The organism is Nocardia asteroides, assembly GCA_019930625.1.
In the GTDB taxonomy this organism is placed as follows: domain Bacteria; phylum Actinomycetota; class Actinomycetes; order Mycobacteriales; family Mycobacteriaceae; genus Nocardia; species Nocardia sputi.
The window spans coordinates 3,535,784-3,552,481 of sequence record CP082844.1 but is presented as its reverse complement, the minus strand read 5'-3'; the positions used below and the strand labels follow the sequence as shown (position 1 = coordinate 3,552,481).

Genomic DNA, 16,698 nt, shown 5'->3' with positions numbered 1-16,698 from the left:
GGGACCTCATCGCGGTCCGGTCACTCCGCGAGGATTTCCGCGACCAGGCGGGGCACGGCGGTGCCGATGGGTTCGCGAATGATCTCGGTGGCCGTGGCGTCGTATGGCGTCGGCTCGGCGTTCACGATGACCAAGTCGGCGCCGTTCTGGACCGCGATCGAGCACATCGAGGCGGCGGGCTCGACTTGCAACGACGTCCCGATGGCCAGGAAGATGTCGCTCGTCTCGGCGGCGAGCGAGGCCTCGACCATGGTGCGGCGGTCCATCTGCTGACCGAACATCACGGTGGCGGACTTGAGAATGCCACCGCAATCCGGACACGGCGGGTCGGGCTCACCCGCGGCCACCCGCTCCAAGGTCGCGGCCATGGAGGTCTGGTAGTCGCATTCGATGCACACCACTTCGAACATGTTGCCGTGGATCTCGATCACCCGCTCCGGCGAGGAGCCCGCTCGCTGATGGAGACGGTCGATGTTCTGCGTGATGATGGTCACCGGCCGCCCGGCCCGTTCCAAGTCGGCGAGGGCGTTGTGCGCGGCGTTCGGCACGGCTCGCCAAGCCGGATTGTCCCGGCGCGCGAGCCACGCGCGTTCCCGTAGACCGGCGTCGGCCACATAACTCTGATAGGTAGACAGCAATTCGGCGATCGGGTCTTTCGTCCAGACCCCGCGCGGGCCGCGGAAATCGGGAATGCCGGAATCGGTCGAGATGCCCGCGCCCGTGAGCACCCCGATCCGGCCGGTGCGACTGCGCCAATCGGTCGTCATATCCGCACAGCCTAGGGGCAGCGAGAGAACCGGCGCTCATGGATAGACGATGAGAGATTGTTAGCGTTATCATCTCATTGTATTGAGTTCGGCCGATCAAGGGAGATCACGATGACCGCGTCCGTCGTACGCGAATCCACCGGCGCGCGACCGCTGCCGCCCCGCCGCCCGATCGAACCGGGTACCCAGATGTGGGACCAGACCGGACTGGTCACCTTCTCCCTCACCGCGGGCTCGGCCTTCCTGCTGCAGACCATGGAGCCGACCATCTCCGCGGTGGTGGACGAGTACTCCACCTTCCGTACCGATCCGATGGGCCGTGCCCTGCGCAGCCTGGCGTCGGTGATGATGTGGGTCTATGGCGGCGAGGAGGCGCTGGCCGAGGCCGACCGGCTGCGTGAGCTGCACGCCTCGCTGAACACCACCGACGCCGACGGCGTCCGCCACACCGCCCTCGCCAGCGGCCCGTGGGCCTGGGTGCTGCACACCGGGACGTTCGCGTTCACCGAGAGCGCCAAGTACTTCGCCCGCCGCCCGCTCACCGCGGCGGAGAAGGAGGCGTATTTCCAGGAGACGTTGCAGCTGATGCGCAATTTCTCGGTGGCGCCCAAGGAGATCCCGGCCGACTACACCGAATTCGAGAAGTTCTTCGAAGACACCGTCGCGAACCGTCTGGTCGCGACCGACACCGCACGCGACTACCTGCGGGTGATCCGCTCCGTAGCTGCGCCCGAGCAGCTGCCGCGCGCGCTGCATCCCGCGTGGAAAGCGGCGGTGGCGCCGATCGGCCGGCTCCAGCACTTCGTCACGGTCGGCACCACACCCGAGGTCGCGCGGCAGAAGCTCGGGCTGACCTGGACCGCGGCCGACGAACGCAAGCTTCGCGTGCTCGGCTGGCTGATCGCCCGCATCGTCCCGCTGCTGCCGGAGCGGTTGCGTTACTTCCCGATCGCCTACGAAGCACGCCGCCTCGAGCGCGACCGACAGCGGCTGCGCAAGATGATCGACCTGCGTCCGATCTGATACGCCCCCCGTCCGTTCCCCGGCAGCGCGGGGACAGCCGGCCGGGGCAGACAACCCGCGAGGCCGCTGACTCGCCGAACCCCGGTCGACCCGCGTCGACCGGGGTTTCGCCGGTTGCGGGCAGGACGTGCGGAAGGAGCTTCATCGCGGGCTCACACTCCCGCACTACCGTCGGATCCTGTCCCCGCTCGACGGCAAAGGTGCCGCAAGCACTGGGCGACAAAGGATTCGAGCCTCTGACCTGCGGCCACCGTACGGGCGCGCATGCGGAAGCACGGCGCGACGTAACGATTGGCGCCGCGCTGGTATACGTATCTCATACGCTACGACAGCGTTTCGGCTCCCCCATGCCGGACGGCCGGTCCGGCGGCCAGCACACTCATGCTCCACCTTGCACATCGAAAGGCGTTCACATGTCCCACAAGCCCAGTGTGCTGTTCGTCTGCGTGCACAACGCGGGCCGCTCGCAAATGGCCGCCGGGTTCCTCACCGCTCTCGCGGGCGACCGGTTCGACGTGCGGTCGGCGGGCAGCGCTCCGGCCGAGACCCTCAACGCCACGGTGGTGGACGCCATGGCCGAAATCGGCATCGACATCTCCGGTCGCAACCCCAAGCCGCTCACGATGGACGCGATCGGCATCTCCGACGTGGTGGTCACCATGGGCGTCGGCGACGCCTGCCCGTTCTTCCCCGGCATCAGCTACCGCGACTGGATGCTGCCGGACCCCGCCGATCAGACCATCGACGTGGTGCGCACCATTCGTGACCGCATCCGCATCCTGGTGGAGAACCTGATCGCCGAGCTGGTCCCCGCGCCGGCACGCTGAGTCCTGTCCGATTCGTTCAAGACGCCACCGGACGCCGCTGCCTACGCTGCCGGTATGACACCTCAACTCGACGTCATCGGCATCGTGGTCAGTGACATGTCCGCTTCGGTGGCCTTCTATCGCCGTCTCGGGCTCGACTTCCCGGAGGGCTCCGAACAGGAAGGGCATGCCGAGGCGGCGCTGGCCAACGGTCTGCGGCTCGCTCTGGACACCGAAGCCGTCATCAAGTCCTTCCACACCGAGTGGACGCGGCCGACTTCCGCGGGCCGGATCGGCATCGCTTTCCGCTGCGCCGATCCCGCGGAGGTCGACGCCGTGTACGCCGACCTGGTGGACGCCGGCTACCAGGGCGAGCTGAAGCCGTGGGACGCCTTCTGGGGCCAGCGCTACGCGGTGGTGCTCGACCCGGACGGCAACGGCGTCGACTTGTACGCCGCACTCCCGGCCGCTTCCGGATAGCCAGGGCGAGCACGCCGGGATCGGGCGAGCAACTCCCGCATCGGAATGCCCGCCAGCGCGCGCACCTCACGCGACAGGTGCGCTTGGTCGGCGAACCCGGTCAGGGCGGCGGTTTCGGCGAGCGGCACGCCGCTGCGCGCCGAGGCCAGCGCGCGTTGCATGCGCAACACCCTGGCCAGGGTCTTGGGGCCGTAGCCGAACGCGTCCAGCGAGCGGCGGTGCAGGGTGCGCTCACCGAGCCCCACCGCGTCGGCGATCCCGGCGACAGGCCGGCCGGCGTTCAGCGCGCCGACCACCCACCGCATGAGCGGATCGGCAGGCTCGGCGTCCGCCGCTCGCCGCAGCACGAACCCTTCGAGCGCCGCCGCCGGGCGGTCGGCCGCCTCGAGCCGACCGACCAGCGACCGGACCACGGCGGATGGCCAGAGCTGGGCCAGATCGATCCGCTCATCCCGCACCTCGCGCGCTGGAACGCCGAGCAAAGCGGGCGCGGTACCCGGGAAGAATCGGATGCCGACGTACGCACCGCCCGGCGAGGTCCCGGGGTGGTGAGCGCGGGTGTCCGGCCCGGCGACGATCAGCCGACCGTTCATCCAGATCAGATCCATGCACCCGTCTGGCAGCACCGGCAGCACTGGCAGCGCCGGACCGCGACCATCGACGGTCTTGGTCCACAGCACGGCGCCCTCGTACCGGGATGGCCGCTCCCGGTAGGCGACATCGTCCATGTCGGCGACGCTACGCCAGACCACCGACGAACCGCGGCCGCCCGAGCGCCCATGACCCCGCGACCGCCCGGCGGATCGGCGCAGGCAGGATCAGCGCTGCGGTGGAGCGATCGGGACGATCTGCCGCGGCACCACTCGGAGGTACGGATCAGGATGAGCCGCCGCGATCTTCGATTCCGGGTCTTTGCAACCAACGGTGACGTCGCTGTTCGGCGCGGAGGAGAACGTCCACACCGTCACCCATTCCGTCCCGCCGAACGTCTCGGTCTTCTTCGCGTCCGACGAACGCAGGTCTTCATTCCGGCCAGAACTGTCGGTCACCGTGCAGCGAATGCCGTTGGCGGACTGCCCCCATGCGGCTGGAGCCCGGATATCGAGCACCACATCGGCGGGTACCGGGACTTTCTTGACATCTCCCAGCAAAATCCTGATACCGCCGTCCGCCTGCTCGTGCTCGTGCACCGCGGTGGTCGTCGCCGGAGCGCCGGAAGCGGTAGCGGCGCTCGACGAGGCCGGTTCCCCACTCACCGACGTGTCGTCGGAACACCCGGCCACAGTGGCGGCGACCAGCGCGGAAATCGCCATCCAGCTCAGTTTCACACCTCAGACCTCTCGTCGCGCCCGCTCACCAGGCGATTGGTTCGGACCAGCCAGGCACTGAGCATGACAACGGAGAAGAGGAAAATCTCGGATACACGCCGATAAACTGGCAATTGGACCGCAATCGCCCGAAACCTCCCCGAACAGAGGGAAATAAGGTTGAATTATCGACCCGCTCGACCGCGCCTGTATCCGTGCGGGGAATCTGTTTGCGGCCGAGGGGTTCTCATATCGCTGCGCGCGGCCCGCAGCACTTCCGGCCGACCACTGCATGGGCGGATGGGGCGCCCTGCTCGATCGCTCTCCACGACGACGGAGCAACCGAATCATCCGATGTTCACCTGGAGCGGCGCCGACCCCTGCGGCCGGAGAGTCGGAAGGCTTGCTCCCGCGATCACCGGGTCCGCATAGTGTGTCGGTAGGCGATCATCCGCGAATGGCGAGAGCAACGCTCGACGGCGGCCCCATAGCAATCCTGCCCACCCTGGACCGCCGCACCGGCATGAGTACCGAAGCGGGCCGCACGCCCGTGTCCCGAGGAGCTTTATGGAACTGACCCACAGCGACGTGAAGGCCGCGGCCGGACGGGTGACCGGGCTGGTCAGACCGGTCTCCGTGGCACAGGCGGACAACACGGGCCGGCTGTGGTTCGCGCTGGAGTTCCTCCAGCACACCGGAAGTTTCAAAGCGCGCGGTGCGCTGAACTTCTTGCTGGCCCATCGTGAGAACCGCACGCTCCCCGGAGTGGGCGTGACGATCGCCTCGGGCGGAAACGCCGGCCTCGCCTGTGCGTGGGCGGCCCGCAGTCTGGGCATTTCCGCCACGGTGTTCCTGCCCACCACCGCACCACGCGTCAAGGTGGACCGGCTCGCCTCCTACGGCGCTGATGTCCGTCTGGTGGGAACGCAATACGCCGACGCGCTCGCGGCCAGCCACGAATTCGCCGATTCCACCGGCGCCCTGCTCTCCCACGCTTACGACAACCCGCTCATCGCCGCGGGCGCGGGCACGCTCATGACGGAGATCCACGACCGGATTCCGGACCTCGGCGCCGTGGTGGTCGCGGTGGGCGGAGGCGGGTTGTTCTCGGGCGTGGCCACCGCCGCCGATCACCACGGTGTCCGGACCGTCGCCGTGGAACCCGCCCGCTGCCACGCGCTGCATGCCGCCATCGCGGCCGGAAAGGTCGTCGACGTGGCGGTCGACTCGGTCGCCGCCGACTCGCTCGGCGCGCGCCGGGCCTCGGAGATGGCGCTGACGGCCGCGCGGCGCTACGAGGTGGACTCGGTGCTGGTCGAGGACGCCGCGATCGTCGCGGCACGCCGCGAGCTGTGGGAAGAGCGCCGGCTCGCCGTCGAGCACGGCGCGGCCACCGCGCTGGCGGCGATACTCGGCGACGAACCCGCCTTCCGGCCCGCGCCGGGTGAACGGGTATGCGTGGTGCTGTGCGGGGCGAACACCGATCCCTCGGATCTGGCCCCCTAGGGCAGCCGCCACGCCGATCGACGGCCCATCAGCGTATTTCCGACGAATCGGACGACACGGCGTTAGGCTCCCGCTGTCCTCTGCGATCCCGACGGAAGGCACACCATGGCACATACCTCCCACATGGTTCCCATCGGCACGCCGCTACCCGACTTCTCCCTTCCCGATCTCGACCAGCGCGTCTATTCCCGGGACGACTTCGCGGGCGGGCCCGGTCTGCTGGTCGTCTTCGCGTGCAACCACTGCCCCTACGTCAAACACATCGAGGCGGCGCTCGGCGAACTGGTCGATTCCCTGCCGTCCATGCCGACCGTAGCCATCTGCACCAACGACGCGGCCACCTATCCGGACGACGCGCCGCTGCGGCTGCGCGACCAAGCGATCCGCGCGGGCTGGACCTTCCCGTATCTCGTCGACGAGGCCCAGCACGTGGGGCGAGCCTTCCGCGCCGCCTGCACGCCGGACTTTTTCCTCTACGACGCGAAGCTCGAACTCGCCTATCGCGGCGCCTTCGACGAATCGACACCCGGGAACGGGAAACCGCTGACCGGGGACGACTTGCGCAGGGCAGTCGAAGCCGTGCTGGCAGGCGAGCCCGCCCCCGAACCGCACCGGCCGAGCATGGGTTGCTCGATCAAGTGGCGGGACGCCTGAAGCTTTTTCCTCGTTCGCGCACGCGTCGAATCGCGGTGCGCCACGCCAGCCTCGGCACGGCGGCCGACAACCTGGCGAACTCCCCGAAGCCACCCGGCTCCGCCACGGTACGAACCTGCGCGGCAATGGCGGCTCGCCGAACCTCGCGCGATGCCTTGCTGACATGACCGGCGTCGTAGGGCGGTTGCGGGTCGTACTCGATGATCAACTGAGCCGTTTGCGCCTGCCGCGCGCCGAAGGTTTCCCCGACCAGCCACAGCGCCAGATCGATGCCCGCGGACACCCCCGCGGCCGTGATCGTCTTTCCGTCGCGCACGATCCGTTCGTCCGGTCGAGCGTCCGCTCCGAGCGCACGCAACGCGGACTGCGCCAGCCAGTGCGTCGTTGCCGGCCGTCCGGGCAACAGTCCGGCTGCGGCCAGTACCAGCGCACCCGTGCAGACCGAGGTCGTCCAGAGCGTGCCCTCGTGCGCTCGCCGCAGCCAGTCCAGCAGCGCGTCGTCGACCGCGGCTGCCGCCGAACCCGGACCACCGGGAAGGAGCACGATATCGGGCGCGGGCGTCTCATCGAACGAATGCGTGGCGCCCAGCAGCAGCACCCCGCTGTCGGTGGCGATCGGTCCCGGCTCGTGCCAGACGAAGCGGACCTGCGCCCCCGGCGCGAAGCGCAGCACCTCGTACGGGCCGATCGCGTCGAGCGCGGTCATCCCCGGATAGGTCACGATCGCGATCCGCACCGGCTTGCCCGGTACGCCCTGCTCGAATCCGGTCATCCTCGCCCCCTGTTCATCGGGCATCTCCGCGAAGAAGAGATGCCTGGAGTCTCATTGTGCCGAACCGGTGTCGATCTCCGCCGCATGAGCCATGCTTGGCGCCGACCCGCTTCCGGAAAGGATCATCGATGACGAATCCAGAGGACCCGGGCTCGGTCGCGCGTCGTTACGTCGAGGCGATCGGCGAGCAGGACTGGGAGACCGTCGCGGACTGCTGGCGGCCGGGCGCGCTCGACGTGTTCGTCGGCATCGCCGACCTGCGCGCTCCGGACGAGATCGTGGCCTACTTCCGCGATGTCCATGCCGCGGTTCCCGACCTCACCGTGGACATCCTCTCGGTCACCGCGCAGGACGAGCGCGCGGTGGTGCACTGGCGCATGCGGGGCCGGTTCGACGGCACCGTGCCGCTGATCGGGTTGGCGCCGAACGGACGACAGCTCGACATCCTCGGCACCGACGTGTTCGTCGTGCGGGGCGGGTTGATCGAGTCGAACACCGCGATCGTCAACGGACTCGACCTCGCCCGCCAGCTCGCCGTCCTGCCTCCGCCGCACTCGATCGCCGAGCGAGTGCTGTTCGGTCTCGCCAATTCGATTGCCCCACTGGGCAAAGCGATCCGCGCCCGGAACCGTCCCGGGAAGTAGCCCACCGCTGCCGAGCGGGCCGCGATGAGAGACACTGGTGCCGACACCGGGGATCGAAAGGGGTGGGGACGTTGGCGACGATCGTCCTTGTACACGGCATCGCGCAGGAACAGGAATCGGCTGACACGTTGGAGGCGCGCTGGCTGCCCGGACTGGCGGGCGGAGTGCGAAATCACGGCGCCCCCGAGCTCGCGGACCGGTTGTGGCGCGACAATTCCCCCGGGGACCTGTCGACCCGCATGGCCTTCTACGGCAATCGGTTCCTGGTCGAAGGCGCCCAGGGCACGGGCGCCGAACTCGACGACGCGCAATTGGACTTGATGGAGCAGCTCGCCGCCGAATGGCTCGCGACGGCCGCCGCACACGCGGGCGACGAGCGTGATCGGGCGACCGCCCGCCGCCTGGGCACTCCCCCGCCGCCGGGTGCGGTGGCGCAGGGAGCGCAGGCTCGACTGCGGCCTGCGCTCAACGCGCTGATGCGGTTGCGCTGGTTCGCACCGTTCGGCTTCGGATTGGCGCAGAAGTTCGTCATCCGCGCGCTGTCCCAGGTCGCCCGGTACTTCACCGACGACGAGGTGCGGGAGTACGCCCAGCGGCAGGTGCTCGACCAGGTCGGTCCCGACACCCGCCTGGTCATCGCGCACTCGCTCGGCAGCGTGGTGGCCTACGAGGCGCTGCACCGCACCGACCAGCCGGTGACCCTGCTGACCATGGGCTCGCCGCTCGGTCTGCGCACGGTCGTGTACGACCGGCTGCGCCCGCAGCCGAGCACCGTGCCGAAAGCGGTGACGCACTGGCACAACTTGGTCGACGAGGACGACCTCGTTGCGGCGCATCTCGACCTCACTCCGTTCTTCCCGCCGTATCCCGGCGGCGCCGTCGTCCCGGTCACCGAGCAATCCTTCGACAACGGCGCGTCGCCGCACGACTCGACCAGCTATCTGATCAAACCGGTCACCGGCGGCATCGTCGCGAAAGCGCTGGGCCACTAGCGGCTCTCGAATTCACTGCTCGAAGCGACCCGGCGGTCGCGCCGGAGCAGGTACACCGCGAGTACGACGCCCAGGCCGGTGAGTGCCGCGCCGACCAGGTAGAGCGACCGCAGACCCGGCCCGTCGGCGAGGACCCAGCCGCCGATCCGGCCCGCGCCCGCCGCGGCGAGCTGGAATCCCGACGCGTTCACCGCGACGGCCAGGGTCGGCGCGGCCGTGGCCGCGGCGACCACCCGGGTCTGCATACCCGGGATGATCGCGAAGGCCAGCGCACCGAGCGCGAAGATCAGCGGCGCGACGAGGATCCTTGTCCCACCTGCCGTCCAGAGCAGGACCAGCACGATGGCCAGCGCCACGAGCAGCGCGGTCACCGAGGGCAGCAGCGCCCGGTCGGCGAGCTTGCCGCCGAGCTGGTTGCCGACCACCGCGCCGCAGCCGTAGACCAGCAGCAGGATCGGCACTGCCCCGGCGGGAAAGCCGCCGACCTCGGTGAGCAGCGGCGCGATGTAGGTGAAGACCATGACCACGCCGATGTTTCCGACGGCGGTGAGCGCCAAGGCCCAGAGCACGTCGCGATCGGTGAACACACGCAGTTCGCGCCCGATAGAACCGGCGGCCGACCCCGGCGAGTCCGGCATGAAGCGCAGCACCAAGGGAAGCGCCAGCGCTGCGCACAGCGCCACGGACGCGAAAGTCGCTCGCCAGCCCAGACTCTGGCCGATCGCCGCGCCCAGTGGCGTACCGAGCACGATGCCCAGATTCATCCCGAGCGCCACCCGCGCCACCGCCGCGGCTTCGGATCCCGGCCGAGCGGTCGACACGGCCGTGGCGATCGCGACCGCGAAGAAGGTGGCGACGACGGAGCCCGCCGCACCGCGCATCACGAGCAGCACCACGTAATTCGGCGCAAGCGCCGAACCCGTGTTCGCCAGTATCGACACCAGCACCAACCCGATGACCAACGGCTTGCGCGCCACCCGCGCGGTCAGCACGGTGACCACCGGACCGCCGACGACCATGCCGACCGCATACGCCGTCACCAGCGCGCCCGCCGCGGCCACCGAGACGGCCAAGCCGTCCGCGACGTCGGGCAGGATGCCCGCGATCACGAATTCGCCGGTGGTCAGGGTGAACACGACGAGCATGAGAGAGAACACCGCGGGCCGCATCACACGCCTTCCAGATAGTTCTAACTTTAATGATTTGAACTAGAACTATCACAGTTCGAATCGAAGACGCTAGACTCGGAGCAATGACGCGGCAGCCGGACCCCGTGGTGGACACCGAACTCGACCGCGACGTGTGCAAGCTGGTGCACCGGTTCACCCACCGGCTGGACGTGCACGTCCGCCGCGTCGCCGAGCAGCTCGACCTCACCCCTTCGCAAGTGATCGCCCTGCGGGAACTGTCCGAGGCGATCACCGCCAGGGAGCTGGCGGCGCGAATGTCGTGCGAGCCGTCCAACGCGACCTTCGTGCTGGACCGGCTCGAGCAGCAGGGTTTGGTCCGCCGCGAGCCGCATCCCACGGACCGGCGCGCGAAACAAATCGTGCTGACACCGGCCGGTCAGCGGCGGCGCGACGACGCGCTCGAATTACTCGGCGCCAACTCACCCCTGACGGCACTGACCGAAGCTCAGCAAGAGGCCCTGCGCGACCTCTTGCTCACCATGGCCACCGATACCGAGGGCTGATCGAGGCCCGCCCCGCCTGGCTACCGAACACTCTGCGAGAGATGCGCTTTCGCGTCCTCGTAACCCCCTGCGGGCGCCGCCTCGTCGCGGGTGTAGACCAGGTGCAGCACACCGGTCTCGAAGGTCTGCGACGACAGCAGCCGCAGCGGAATCGTTGGGGCGCCGTCCTCGAACAGACGCTCGCCTTTGCCGACCGCGATCGGGTGCACGAGCAGGTGCAGCTCGTCCAGCAGGCCCACGGCCAGTAGCTGACGGACGACCGAGACGGAGCCGCTGATGCCGATGTCGCCGCCCGGCGCGTTCTTCAACGCCGTCGCCGCCTCGATCAGGTCGCCGTCGATCACTTCGGAATTGCGCCAGGTGAAGTCGAGATCCTGCCGGGTCACCACGATCTTGCGCGCGTCGCCCAATTTCTTGGCGAACACCGCGTCCGGGCCACCTGCCTGTTCGCGCTCCGGCCAAGCACCCGCGAAGCTGTCATAGGTCCTGCGGCCGAGCAGCAGCGTGTCGGCGGCGCCGAGCTGGGCGTCGACCGCCGCGCCCATGGCGTCGTCGAAGTAGGGGAAGTGCCAGTCCTGCGGGTCCTCCACGACACCGTCGAGGGCGACGAACAGACCTGCGGTGATTTTCCTCATTCGCGTTTCTCCTGGATCAATGCTGCGGGTGTTGTCGCTTGATCCGACGGGACGACGCGCGCGAACTCATCGGTGGGCGCGCTATCCGGTTGGTCTCGTATCGGAGCCGTGGAAGGCGGCCCGATAGCTGTGCGGACTCGTCCCCACCACCCGCTTGAAGCGGTCGCGGAACGCGGTCGGCGATCCGAAACCGACTTGGCCCGCGATCCGGTCGACCGGGTGGCTGGTGGCTTCCAGCAGATACTGGGCCTGCCGGATACGGGCGCGCAGCAGCCACTGCAACGGTGTGGTGCCGGTGTGCTCGCGAAAGCGGCGATTGAGCGTGCGAGTGCTCATTCCGGCGTGTGCGGCGATGTCGTCCAGGGAGAGATCCCGCGCCGAGTTGTCCTGAATCCACCGCAGCACCGGTTCCAACGCCGAGCCGCGCGGCGTCGGCGGCTGGTCGTGCACGATGAATTGCGCCTGTCCGCCTTCGCGCTCCAGCGGGACGACCGCCGCCCTGGCCGCGTCGGCCGCCGTCGCCGAGCCGTAGTCCCGGCGAATCATGTGCAGGCACAGGTCTATTCCGGCGGCCGCGCCCGCCGAGGTGAGCAGCGATCCGTTGTCCACGTACAGCACCTCGGCGTCCACCTCGATGTCCGGGTGGCGGGTCGCGAGTTCCGCGGCGGCGAGCCAGTGGGTGGTCGCGCGGTGGCCGTCGAGCAGTCCGGTCGCGGCCAGGATGAAGGCGCCCGAACAGATCGACGCGATGCGCGTGCCCGCGGCCGCCGCCCGGCGCAGCGCGTCGATCACCTCCTCCGGCACCGGCGAGTCCAGGTCGGCGCAGCCGGGTACGACGATCGTGTCGGCCTCGGTCAGCGCCTCGAGCCCGTGCAGCGCCCGCAGCGCGAACACCCCGGCGTCGACTGTCGATGTGGCCGCGCAGACCAGTACGCGATAACCGGGCCTGCCGTCGGGGAGCCTCGTCCGTCCGAACACCTCCAGGGGCGTGGCAAGATCGAACGCGATCACCTTGTCCAGGGCGAGTACGGCCACGGTATGCATGGCGAAAGCGTATTCATCCGGTCACTTCCAGCCAATACCGCCTGTCTGGCGTTCCGTTCGATCTCCGCAGCTCACAGCACTTGGCGAGAAACGACCGCTATATGGCACTTTCGCCAATTTCGCTCCCCCGCCACGCTGACTAGTGTCGACCGCCGTGACGAAGTTCCTGCTCTCGGTCCACGTGCTCGCCGTGATCATCGCCGTCGGCCCGGTAACGGTCGCGGCCAGCATGTTCCCGGCCACCACCCGCCGCGCCCTCGCCGCCACCGCGACCGGCCACGATCCCGCCGTCCTCGGCACGCTGCATCGCATCTGCCGGGTCTATGCCCTGTTCGGCGTGCTCGTCCCGACCTTCGGTGTGCTCACCGCGCTCAGCCTCGGCGTGCTCGACGACGCCTGGCTGGTGGTGTCGATCGGGTTGACCGCGGCCGCGGCGGGCGTGCTCGCACTGCTCGTGCTGCCCGGGCAGCAGAAGATCCTGGCCGACCTCACCGGCACCACTCCGGCGCTCATCCGCCGTCTCGCCATGGACACCGGGGTGTTCAACGTGCTGTGGGCGGTGGTCACCGTCCTGATGATCGTGCGGCCGGGCTCGACGACCGGAGCGTGACGCTCAGTCGGGCAGGTAGCGGACCGCCATCGTGACATCGCGCACGATCATGATCGGGCACGCCACCGACAGCAGCAGGGCCTGGCTGGTCGAGCCGAACAGCATGCCGGCGAACCCGCCGCGGCCCCGGCTGCCGACCACCAGCAGCTGGGCCTGCTCGGAGCGTTCGAGCAGAGAGCGCTCGGGCCGGTCGGTCACGATCTCGCGCCTGATCAGCACCTCGGGGAAACGCTCCTGCCATCCGGCGAGGCTTTCCGCGAGCACGATCTGCTTCTCGGTGTCTACCGCGAGTTCGGCGCTCACCGTCGGCATTTCGATGCCGATCCACACATGCAGCGCCAGCAGGGGCACACCCCGCGCCGAAGCCTCCCGTAGCGCCGCTTCGATGGCGGGTTCGCTGATCTCGGTGCCGTCCACCCCGACGACGACCGGCCGCTTCCTGGCTTCCTCGGTGAGCGGCGCACCCTCTCGGACCACGACCACCGGGCAGTGCGCCCGCCGCGCCAGCGCCGCGCTGACCGATCCGAGCAAGGCACGTCGCACGGTGCCGCGCTCCCTGGTGCCGACCACCGTCAGCCTCGCCCGGCCGGTGCGGTCCAGCAGCGCCGGCCCGGCCGGCTCGTGCACCAGCTCGGTGCTTACCTCGACGTCGCGCAGAGCGCGGACGGCGATTCGCGCCTCCTCTGCCGCCGTGTCGAGCACCCAGCGCCCGTGGCCCTCCAGCCGGGCATAGTCGGTGCTGGTGAGCGGTTCGGTGATGCCAGGTCCGTAGTCGGCGACCGGGTCGAGCGCGTGCACGAGGTGCAGCGGCGCCCGGTGCTGCGCGGCCGCCTGCGCTCCCCACGCGACCGCCGCCGCCGATCCGGCGGACCCGTCCACACCGACCACGATCGGCCCGTTGCTTCGCATGCTCACGTCCTTTCACGCCGAAAAGATCGAGCCCCGCACCACCGCGCTCGACCCTACCGGCGCGGCGGACCGGAAGGGTCGCCGTCAACCGCCGAGAACGGCGCACGCGTAGCCCAGGTGGACGCCTTGGCCGACCCTGAGGTCGATACTCGCCACGTACGGCGTCTCCGGCTGCTGCACGGCACTGATGGTGTGCGGTCCGGGCGTGGCGGGCACCCAGTCGATCAAGGCGACACCTCCGGAGGGGCGGACCACGCCGAACGGAATACCGTTGTCGTAGAAGACGACCGGCGTGATGCTATCGGTCAGGGTGGCTCGCGCGGTATAGGTGCAGCCCGTCCCGTAGTTCGTCACCAACCCGAAGTTGATATCGGGATACATCTCCACCTGGGTAACCGTGGCCCAAGCCGAGGGGTGGCCACCCAGCATGACCGCCGCGGTGGCTACGATCGCCGCTACCGCACCAACTCGTATCCGCATTCCGGTGGTCCTATCGTCGTGAGTCGCTCTTCTTCGAACGGGCGCGGGCAACGGTCGCCGGCGCGATGTCTAGATCCTCACTCCCGTTCGGTCTCGGCGGGGTGCGAACCGCCGAATCTCGACCACGCCGGGACACGAATCGGGCGGCTTTCCACGCCGCCGCCGTACGGCAGGGGACCGGCGTGGCTACGACGACCTCCGCCCGAGTGCCGTGTGTTCGGTCGTGTCGTCCCGGCGTGGTTGTGTGTCCGAAGGTTTCCGACAGGCGACGGAGGTGCGGAGTGGTCGCGATCGACTTCGAGCGGACGGTGCGCGGGGCCAGGCCGGTTTCGGTCCGGCGTTCGATCGCCGCTCAGGGGCTCGGTGGCGTGCCGCCGACGATACTGGTGCTGGCGGGCATCATGGTCACCGCCATGCCGAGTGGAAGGTTGCGGATCCTGAGGACGTAGGGGCGACACCTGCGGTGGCTGTTGTTCGACGAAGGATTCCCCGAGGACTGGAAGGAAAACCCCGAGGCGTTCGTCCGGTTCGTCCGGGACCACCACGTTCCGCGCTTCCTCGAGTACGGCGAGTACCCCTACGTCACCGGCGAGGAGATCAAAAAGGCGCTGCGGCTCGAGGCAGCGTTCTCCGACATGCTCGATCAGATGGAGTGATCATCCACAGGTGGGTGACCCGCGATAGCTCAACCTCGCCGGGGGCTGATCAACCCAAGCGAGCCGCTGCCGCCTCCATCGAATCCGCAAGCTAGATCCGAACACCTGCCCGGCTGGACTGTTCGACCAATGTTTCGGGTCGCAGGTCAGCCGGATGCGGCCCGAAAGGTACACGCGGAACGGACAGGGAGGATCGGCTGCGGCCGTACCTGCCACTTGCGGCCGGAGGGGAAAGACATGGCCGACGACGCTCAGCCCACGCTCCGAGTTGCCGCGCACTGCCGCCGCTGCGGCGGCTGGCTGCTGTCGCCGCCTTCGGTCGCACAGGGCATCGGGCCGACGTGCGCGGTGCGTGAGCGCGCCGAGCTGCTCGCCGCGGCCGCGCGGCGGTTGGGGTTTGTGCCGGATCGGGTGGCCGACGCGCCGCCTGTGGCGGTGGCTCGGTTGGCGGAGCAGTTGGATGTTGATGCGTCGATGATTCGTTCGTATGGCAAGCGGGCGCAGACGCGCACCGAGCATGTGCGGTTGGTCGCGCAGTATCTCCGGTGGCGGCCGGCGGGGGCGATGGAGCTGAAGGCCACAGCCCACCGGATGGTGGGTGTGGGTGCAGGCCGCAGCGTACTCGGCCGGTGTCCGGTAGCCCAGGGCTGAATCCCGGTGCCGCAGGTTGTGCTCGGTTTTGAAGTCACCGATGACCACGCGGGCCTCGAGCAGGGAGGTCCCCGCATCGCATGCGTCGATGCCGTGCCCTGGGCTGTGGCGGTGGGGTTTATGGGCCGTCGTCGCGGATCCCTTGTTTCGGGGAGTAGTTGGGAGTGAAGTTCGGGTTCGGGAGGATCCCTCCGTGCGGGTCGTTGGGATCCAGCAGCCGACCCTCGATCTTGTCTGGTGGGATGTTCGGCTTGAACGCGATTTCGTCCTCGAATGCGATATTTGCCCCCTCCCCGTGCTGTTGGTTCCAGACTTCCACATCGGTGCCGCCCCGGGCATCGGTGATGAGGTAGACCGCTCCACCCTCTTCTGCTCCGTGCGCTCCTCCGGTGTGGAGAGCGGCGTACTCTGCTGACCTCGACGTCGCTACATAGTTCGAGTCGTCGACATCATCAGACAGTTGATGATCTCGCAGATCGGTGTTGTCGCCTTTCGGTTCGAAACCCTGCTCGAAGATCGTGTCTTCGAGCCGATTGTCACCTCGATAGAGTGGCGGCCACGCGAACAGATGTTCTCGATCCTCCGGATCGTAGGGCACGCGGTACCCGCCTGCGCGGGCCTGCAGGAACAACTGATCGGCCCAGTCACCCATGGCCACGTCGTAGGCTTTGCCGTTCACGCCACGCTGGCGCAGGCTGTCACTCATCATCCGCATACCTTCGCCCCACGCCCGCTCGTCCACGAGAATCCGACCTCCCGGGGAAGACGGGATCACGTCGCGGTCCATCGCGTTCTTCTCCACCCACGAACGTATCTCGCCGAAGCTCTGTGGCGAGTGGTGATCCAGAACGAGCCGAGAGACAGGCGGCGCGTTTCTCGCCCGCCCTTTGATCGCCTCGACATCCACGCCCATCTCCTTGAGCCTGCTGTGAATGTCTTGGTCGACTTGGCCGTACTGTGTGGCTGAACCGTGCAGTTCCCGGCCGGACGAGTGAATGAAAGCGGAGGATCCCACACCGATCGAGTCGGTGCAACGGCGAACAGTATCCCGGATACTCCGCGCGAAATC

The 16,698-nt window shown here is 68.6% G+C and carries 22 protein-coding genes; 12 read left to right on the top strand and 10 right to left on the bottom strand.

The genetic code is table 11. The annotated features are described in order from the left end of the window. Window positions 1-20 precede the first annotated feature (20 nt). Entirely contained in the window at window positions 21-767 is a 747-nt protein-coding gene (locus tag K8O92_16255; protein UAK35234.1) for a Sir2 family NAD-dependent protein deacetylase, read from the bottom strand. Window positions 768-878: 111 nt separating this feature from the next. Between K8O92_16255 and K8O92_16250 the strand changes: the two genes are divergently transcribed. The 3 genes from K8O92_16250 to K8O92_16240 all read left to right on the top strand — a co-directional run bounded on the left by K8O92_16250 (window position 879) and on the right by K8O92_16240 (window position 3,076). Next, a complete protein-coding gene (locus K8O92_16250; protein ID UAK35233.1) occupies window positions 879-1,790 on the top strand; it encodes a DUF2236 domain-containing protein in 912 nt (303 codons plus the stop codon). Window positions 1,791-2,203: 413 nt separating this feature from the next. After that, the gene (locus K8O92_16245; protein UAK35232.1) at window positions 2,204-2,617 is read left to right on the top strand and encodes an arsenate reductase ArsC; all 414 of its coding nucleotides are present in this window, start codon (window positions 2,204-2,206) and stop codon (window positions 2,615-2,617) included. Between the two features lie 54 nt (window positions 2,618-2,671). Then, window positions 2,672-3,076, top strand: a complete 405-nt coding sequence (locus tag K8O92_16240; GenBank protein UAK35231.1) for a VOC family protein — start codon at window positions 2,672-2,674, stop codon at window positions 3,074-3,076. Here K8O92_16240 and K8O92_16235 read toward each other — a convergent pair. Both K8O92_16235 and K8O92_16230 read right to left on the bottom strand, forming a co-directional pair. Next, a complete protein-coding gene (locus K8O92_16235; protein UAK35230.1) occupies window positions 3,004-3,804 on the bottom strand; it encodes a helix-turn-helix domain-containing protein in 801 nt (266 codons plus the stop codon). The genes K8O92_16240 and K8O92_16235 overlap by 73 nt on opposite strands. 90 nt (window positions 3,805-3,894) lie before the next feature. Next, a complete protein-coding gene (locus K8O92_16230) occupies window positions 3,895-4,389 on the bottom strand; it encodes a hypothetical protein (GenBank protein UAK35229.1) in 495 nt (164 codons plus the stop codon). Window positions 4,390-4,950: 561 nt separating this feature from the next. On the opposite strand from K8O92_16230, the gene K8O92_16225 reads away from it, so the two are divergent. Together K8O92_16225 and K8O92_16220 are read left to right on the top strand one after the other, a co-directional pair. After that, entirely contained in the window at window positions 4,951-5,889 is a 939-nt protein-coding gene (locus K8O92_16225) for a serine/threonine dehydratase (protein UAK35228.1), read from the top strand. A gap of 105 nt (window positions 5,890-5,994) precedes the next feature. Next, entirely contained in the window at window positions 5,995-6,543 is a 549-nt protein-coding gene (locus tag K8O92_16220) for a thioredoxin family protein (GenBank protein UAK35227.1), read from the top strand. Here the strand turns inward: K8O92_16220 and K8O92_16215 are convergent. Further along, window positions 6,524-7,315, bottom strand: a complete 792-nt coding sequence (locus K8O92_16215; protein UAK35226.1) for a DJ-1/PfpI family protein — start codon at window positions 7,313-7,315, stop codon at window positions 6,524-6,526. The two genes, K8O92_16220 and K8O92_16215, sit on opposite strands and share 20 nt — an antisense overlap. A gap of 128 nt (window positions 7,316-7,443) precedes the next feature. Here K8O92_16215 and K8O92_16210 point away from each other — a divergent pair, with 128 nt between their 5' ends. Both K8O92_16210 and K8O92_16205 read left to right on the top strand, forming a co-directional pair. Further along, the gene (locus K8O92_16210) at window positions 7,444-7,959 is read left to right on the top strand and encodes an ester cyclase (GenBank protein ID UAK35225.1); all 516 of its coding nucleotides are present in this window, start codon (window positions 7,444-7,446) and stop codon (window positions 7,957-7,959) included. Between the two features lie 71 nt (window positions 7,960-8,030). Beyond that, window positions 8,031-8,951: a hypothetical protein gene (locus tag K8O92_16205; GenBank protein UAK35224.1), complete on the top strand. Its 921-nt coding sequence runs from the start codon at window positions 8,031-8,033 to the stop codon at window positions 8,949-8,951. On the opposite strand, the gene K8O92_16200 is transcribed toward K8O92_16205, so the two are convergent. Next, a complete protein-coding gene (locus K8O92_16200) occupies window positions 8,948-10,120 on the bottom strand; it encodes an MFS transporter (protein ID UAK35223.1) in 1,173 nt (390 codons plus the stop codon). The genes K8O92_16205 and K8O92_16200 overlap by 4 nt on opposite strands. A gap of 83 nt (window positions 10,121-10,203) precedes the next feature. Between K8O92_16200 and K8O92_16195 the strand changes: the two genes are divergently transcribed. Further along, window positions 10,204-10,644, top strand: a complete 441-nt coding sequence (locus tag K8O92_16195) for a MarR family transcriptional regulator (GenBank protein UAK35222.1) — start codon at window positions 10,204-10,206, stop codon at window positions 10,642-10,644. Between the two features lie 20 nt (window positions 10,645-10,664). Here the strand turns inward: K8O92_16195 and K8O92_16190 are convergent, their stop codons facing one another. Continuing rightward, complete coding sequence (locus K8O92_16190; protein UAK35221.1) at window positions 10,665-11,279, bottom strand: dihydrofolate reductase family protein; 615 nt, start codon at window positions 11,277-11,279, stop codon at window positions 10,665-10,667. Window positions 11,280-11,360: 81 nt separating this feature from the next. Next, window positions 11,361-12,323: a helix-turn-helix domain-containing protein gene (locus K8O92_16185; GenBank protein ID UAK35220.1), complete on the bottom strand. Its 963-nt coding sequence runs from the start codon at window positions 12,321-12,323 to the stop codon at window positions 11,361-11,363. 154 nt (window positions 12,324-12,477) lie between these two features. Between K8O92_16185 and K8O92_16180 the strand changes: the two genes are divergently transcribed. Next, window positions 12,478-12,933 carry a hypothetical protein gene (locus K8O92_16180; GenBank protein ID UAK35219.1) on the top strand — a complete coding sequence of 152 codons (456 nt, stop codon included), beginning with the start codon at window positions 12,478-12,480 and terminating at the stop codon, window positions 12,931-12,933. A gap of 3 nt (window positions 12,934-12,936) precedes the next feature. Here K8O92_16180 and K8O92_16175 read toward each other — a convergent pair whose 3' ends face one another. Next, window positions 12,937-13,842 (bottom strand): universal stress protein, encoded by a 906-nt coding sequence (locus tag K8O92_16175; protein UAK35218.1) that lies wholly within the window; start codon window positions 13,840-13,842, stop codon window positions 12,937-12,939. 84 nt (window positions 13,843-13,926) lie between these two features. Further along, complete coding sequence (locus tag K8O92_16170) at window positions 13,927-14,322, bottom strand: hypothetical protein (GenBank protein UAK35217.1); 396 nt, start codon at window positions 14,320-14,322, stop codon at window positions 13,927-13,929. Window positions 14,323-14,603: 281 nt separating this feature from the next. Here K8O92_16170 and K8O92_16165 point away from each other — a divergent pair, with 281 nt between their 5' ends. The 3 genes from K8O92_16165 to K8O92_16155 all read left to right on the top strand — a co-directional run bounded on the left by K8O92_16165 (window position 14,604) and on the right by K8O92_16155 (window position 15,629). Further along, window positions 14,604-14,771: a hypothetical protein gene (locus K8O92_16165; protein UAK35216.1), complete on the top strand. Its 168-nt coding sequence runs from the start codon at window positions 14,604-14,606 to the stop codon at window positions 14,769-14,771. A gap of 21 nt (window positions 14,772-14,792) precedes the next feature. Continuing rightward, window positions 14,793-14,978, top strand: coding sequence for a hypothetical protein (locus tag K8O92_16160; protein UAK36121.1), 186 nt, complete (start codon window positions 14,793-14,795; stop codon window positions 14,976-14,978). A gap of 237 nt (window positions 14,979-15,215) precedes the next feature. After that, window positions 15,216-15,629, top strand: coding sequence for a DUF4158 domain-containing protein (locus K8O92_16155; protein UAK35215.1), 414 nt, complete (start codon window positions 15,216-15,218; stop codon window positions 15,627-15,629). 118 nt (window positions 15,630-15,747) lie between these two features. On the opposite strand, the gene K8O92_16150 is transcribed toward K8O92_16155, so the two are convergent. After that, window positions 15,748-16,536 carry a hypothetical protein gene (locus K8O92_16150; GenBank protein UAK35214.1) on the bottom strand — a complete coding sequence of 263 codons (789 nt, stop codon included), beginning with the start codon at window positions 16,534-16,536 and terminating at the stop codon, window positions 15,748-15,750. Window positions 16,537-16,698: the final 162 nt, after the last annotated feature.